This window comes from Azospirillum sp. B506, assembly GCF_000333595.1.
Classification (GTDB): domain Bacteria; phylum Pseudomonadota; class Alphaproteobacteria; order Azospirillales; family Azospirillaceae; genus Azospirillum.
Genome location: NZ_BADK01000155.1, coordinates 1 through 3723, shown reverse-complemented (window position 1 = coordinate 3723; position 3723 = coordinate 1). Strand labels below are relative to the sequence as shown.

The 3723-nt window shown below is 64.4% G+C and carries 6 protein-coding genes; 4 read left to right on the top strand and 2 right to left on the bottom strand.

Annotated features, from left to right (window positions below; translation table 11 throughout):
• The 4 genes from I71_RS05555 to I71_RS35635 all read left to right on the top strand — a co-directional run.
• On the top strand, nt 1-353 hold a 353-nt coding region (locus I71_RS05555; protein ID WP_199902116.1), incomplete at its 5' end, for a YcaO-like family protein.
• Nucleotides 350-1102, top strand: a complete 753-nt coding sequence (locus I71_RS05550; protein ID WP_042691991.1) for a TfuA-like protein — start codon at nt 350-352, stop codon at nt 1100-1102. The genes I71_RS05555 and I71_RS05550, both read left to right, overlap by 4 nt.
• Before the next feature lie 77 nt (nt 1103-1179).
• On the top strand, nt 1180-1890 hold the full coding sequence (locus tag I71_RS05545) for a Crp/Fnr family transcriptional regulator (protein ID WP_042691989.1): 711 nt from the start codon (nt 1180-1182) through the stop codon (nt 1888-1890).
• A gap of 107 nt (nt 1891-1997) precedes the next feature.
• A complete protein-coding gene (locus tag I71_RS35635) occupies nt 1998-2378 on the top strand; it encodes a ribbon-helix-helix domain-containing protein (RefSeq protein WP_042691986.1) in 381 nt (126 codons plus the stop codon).
• Between the two features lie 77 nt (nt 2379-2455).
• On the opposite strand, the gene I71_RS05535 is transcribed toward I71_RS35635, so the two are convergent.
• A complete protein-coding gene (locus I71_RS05535; RefSeq protein WP_042691983.1) occupies nt 2456-3244 on the bottom strand; it encodes a 3-hydroxybutyrate dehydrogenase in 789 nt (262 codons plus the stop codon).
• Between the two features lie 6 nt (nt 3245-3250).
• On the bottom strand, nt 3251-3723 hold a 473-nt coding region (locus I71_RS05530; RefSeq protein ID WP_042691979.1), incomplete at its 5' end, for a CoA-transferase.

Here is a 3723-nt window from a genome sequence, read left to right as displayed (position 1 = left end):
CCGGTGCCCGCGACGACATGCCCCGCGCAGAGTATGAGCGCCACCTCGACCCTGCCCATCATGCCCACTGGAAAGCCAAGATTGTCGATGGCACCGGCCGGCGCCCCTTCCAGCACTGCCCAACCAGCGCCGCTCCCACCATCGAGGCCGACCTCAGCCATCAGCTCGATCGGCTGCGCGCCGTCGGCATCAAGGAAGCGGTGGCGGTCGACCTGACCAAACCAGAATTCGGCATCCCCGTCGTGCGTGTCGTCGTGCCGGGGCTGGAGGGAGCTGATGAGTCTCCCGATTATCTGCTGGGCGAGCGCGGCCTGAGCGCGCTCGGCAGCCAAGCCATGGAGACCGCAGCATGAGCGGCGTCTACGTCTTCCTCGGCCCTACCCTGCCGCGCGAGGATGCGGCGCTGGAGTTGGATGCCACCTATCTGCCTCCGGTCGCTCAGGGCGACGTTCTCCGTCTTTGCGCGGAGATGCCGACGGCCATCGGCATCATCGACGGCTTCTTCGAGAGCGTGCCTTCGGTCTGGCACAAGGAGATCCTCTACGCCATCCACGCCGGCATTCCGGTGTTCGGCGCTTCCAGCATGGGCGCCCTGCGCGCAGCAGAGCTGTATCCCTTCGGCATGGTCGGCGTCGGAGCCATCTTCGAGGCCTTCCGCGATGGGCGGCTGGAGGACGACGACGAGGTTGCGGTGATCCACGGTCCGGCCGAACTTGGCTACGCTTCCCTGTCCGAGGCCATGGTCAACATCCGCCGCACCATGTCCGATGCCGTCACCGACCGGGTGCTGAGCGCCGGGACAGCCCTGCGCCTGGAGTCGATCGCCAAGGAACTGCCCTACCGCGAGCGTGGCTACAGCCGGATGTTGCGGCTGGGTGGCGACATCGGCCTGCCGACCGCCGAGTTGTCGGCCTTTCGCAACTGGCTGCCACAAGGGCGCTTCGACCAGAAGCGCGAGGACGCCAAGGCGATGCTGCGGGTCATGGCGCGGCGGCTGGGCCGTCCGACGGGTGACGATACGGCGACGGAAGCCCGTTTCCATTTTGAACGGACCGTTTTGTGGGAGCGCGCCATGCGCGATGCGGCACCGCTCGCGATGTAAGCGCTTTTTGACTAGACTGGTCGCGCTGGAGTGGCGAGCGCCGCCAACCCGGCGCGAAACTGTGTCTGGACGGACGGATGAACGCGCCTATCGATGTCGCTGCGGTGCTGAGGCGCAACCGGCTGCTCGGAGAACTCGACGCCGGGCAGATGGCGGAAATGCTCAGGCTGGGCCGCGTTGTCCGCTTCGATGCCGACCAGATCATCTTCGATAAGGGCGACCCCGGCGACAGCCTGTTCGCCCTGCTGAAGGGACAGATAGCCATCCGCACCTCTTCGGCGGACGGCAAGACCATGCTGCTGAACATCCTAGAAGCCGGTGACGTCCTGGGCGAGATCGGGCTGATTGACGGTCGGGAACGGACGGCCGCCGCGGTGGCCCTGCGACCGGTCGATCTGTACCGGATCGACCGCATCGACTTCATTCCCTTTCTGGAACGCCACCCCCGGCTGTGCACCCGGATGATGGTCGTGCTGTGCGACCGGCTGCGCTGGGTGTCGGAGAATATCGAGGACGCCGTCTTTCACGATGTTCCCCGCCGGCTCGCCCGACGGTTGATTCTGCTGTCGGACAGTTACGGGCAGCAGACACCGGCAGGCTTGCGGCTGACGTTGCCGCTGTCGCAGGAAGCACTTGCCAACATGCTGGGCGTCACCCGTGAAATGGTCAACAAATGCCTCGGCGCCCTGCGCCGGACTGGCACAGTGACATATGCTAAAGGTTTTATCGTTATCAACGATCTGGCTCTGCTCAAGGACATGGCCGGCGACCCTGAGCGGGCTCCCTAGGGGGAATCCTTACCTGCCTAAAGTTTTGTTCCCAAAACCGGTTGTGGTCGCGTTATAGTGTGCATGCTTTGGGGGCAATCGCACGGGTAGCACGAGGGTTTAAGAGCATGTCGAGCGGTGGGAACAGCAAGTCTCGCATCGATCAATCCACAGGCGTCGCCTCTCTGGCATCCCGCACTTTGAAGTTGTCCGGGCGTGATGTTCCGATCCGATTGGAGCCGTCTTACTGGGAAGGGTTGGATGAGATCTGCCGGAGGGAAGACCTGACGGTAGATGAGCTGTGCGACGACGTACGTAACCGCATGGAACAGTTGGCACGGCGCTCTTCCCGATCAGGCGTCTCGCTGGCCAATGCCCTGCGCGTTTTCGTGGTCGGTTATTTCCGCCAGGCGGCAACCGAACGCGGCCATGCCCGTGCCGGTCATGGCCAAGGCCGTCCTTTCATCGCAACGCCTTTCGATGCGGTCCCGGTCTCCAGCGACAATTGACACAGCAGGAGCACCCCAGGGGCGGGCCGCTCGACCTGCCCCTTAGGCGCGCTACAGCGCCATGATACGAGCCGTTTTTATTGCGCCGTCCAGCCGCCATCCATCGTCAGAGCCGTACCGCGCATGTTGCCGGCGGCCTCGGAACAGAGAAACACCGCCAGTTCGCCCAGCTGTTCCGGCGTAACGAAGGATTTCGATGGTTGCTTTTCGCTCAACAGCTCGCGCCCAGCCTCTTCGACCGACAGGTTGCGCGAGGCGGCAAGCGCATCGATCTGCTTCTGTACCAGCGGCGTTAACACCCAACCTGGACAGATGGCGTTGCAGGTGATGTTGGTCTCCGCCAGTTCCAGCGCCGTCACCTTGGTCAGGCCGATCACGCCGTGCTTGCCGGCGACATAGGCCGACTTGTTGACCGACGCCACCAGCCCATGGACCGAGGCGATGTTGATGACCCGGCCCCAGGCGCGGGCCTTCATGCCGGGCAGAGCGGCACGCGTACCGTGGAAGACAGCAGACAGGTTGATGGCGATCACCGCGTCCCAGCGCTCCACCGGGAAAGCGTCGACCGGCGCCACATGCTGGATTCCCGCATTGTTGACCAAAACATCCAGCCGGCCATAGGCCGCCTCGGTGGCGGCGATCATCGCCTCGATTTCCTCAGGCTTCGACATATCGGCGCCGTTGTGGGCGACGCGCACGCCAAATTCCTTGGACAGCGACTGGCACAGCTCGGCGATGTGGCCCGCATCGCCGAAGCCATTCAGCATCAGGTCAGCGCCCTGGCCTGCCAACTGCCGTGCAATCCCAAGCCCGATCCCACTGGTGGACCCGGTGACGAGCGCAGCCTTCCCCTTCAGATTGGTCATTCTTCTTTATCCTTCGATCGGCATGGAACGGAGGTCCGGGGCGATGATCAGTTCACACCCGGTGTTGGCGATCACCTGCTCCACCGTGACACCGGGGGCGGTTTCCTTCAAGACGAGGCCAGCATCGGTCGGCTCGATGACGGCGAGGTCGGTCACCACCAGATCGACGCGGCGGACCGACGTCAGCGGCAGGGCGCAACGCTCGACGATCTTGGCTTCGCCCTTCGCGCTGTGCTGCATGGCGACGATCACCCGGCGGGCGCCTGTCACCAGATCCATCGCCCCGCCCATGCCCGGCACCATCTTGCCGGGCACCATCCAGTTGGCAAGACGCCCTTCACGGTCCACCTGCAGGCCGCCAAGCACGGTGACGTCCAGATGGCCGCCTCGGATCAGCCCGAAGGAGAAGGCGCTGTCGAAGGATGCCGCCCCAGGCAGCGCAGAGATCGGCGAGCCGCCGGCATCGGTCAGGTCGTGTC

Bases quoted from the DNA above. Each gene is read 5' to 3' on its own strand.
- I71_RS05545 (WP_042691989.1), top strand. From the start codon at position 1,180: ATGAACGCGCCTATCGATGTCGCTGCGGTGCTGAGGCGCAACCGGCTG.
- I71_RS05550 (WP_042691991.1), top strand. From the start codon at position 350: ATGAGCGGCGTCTACGTCTTCCTCGGCCCTACCCTGCCGCGCGAGGAT.
- I71_RS35635 (WP_042691986.1), top strand. From the start codon at position 1,998: ATGTCGAGCGGTGGGAACAGCAAGTCTCGCATCGATCAATCCACAGGC.
- I71_RS05535 (WP_042691983.1), bottom strand. From the start codon at position 3,244: ATGACCAATCTGAAGGGGAAGGCTGCGCTCGTCACCGGGTCCACCAGT.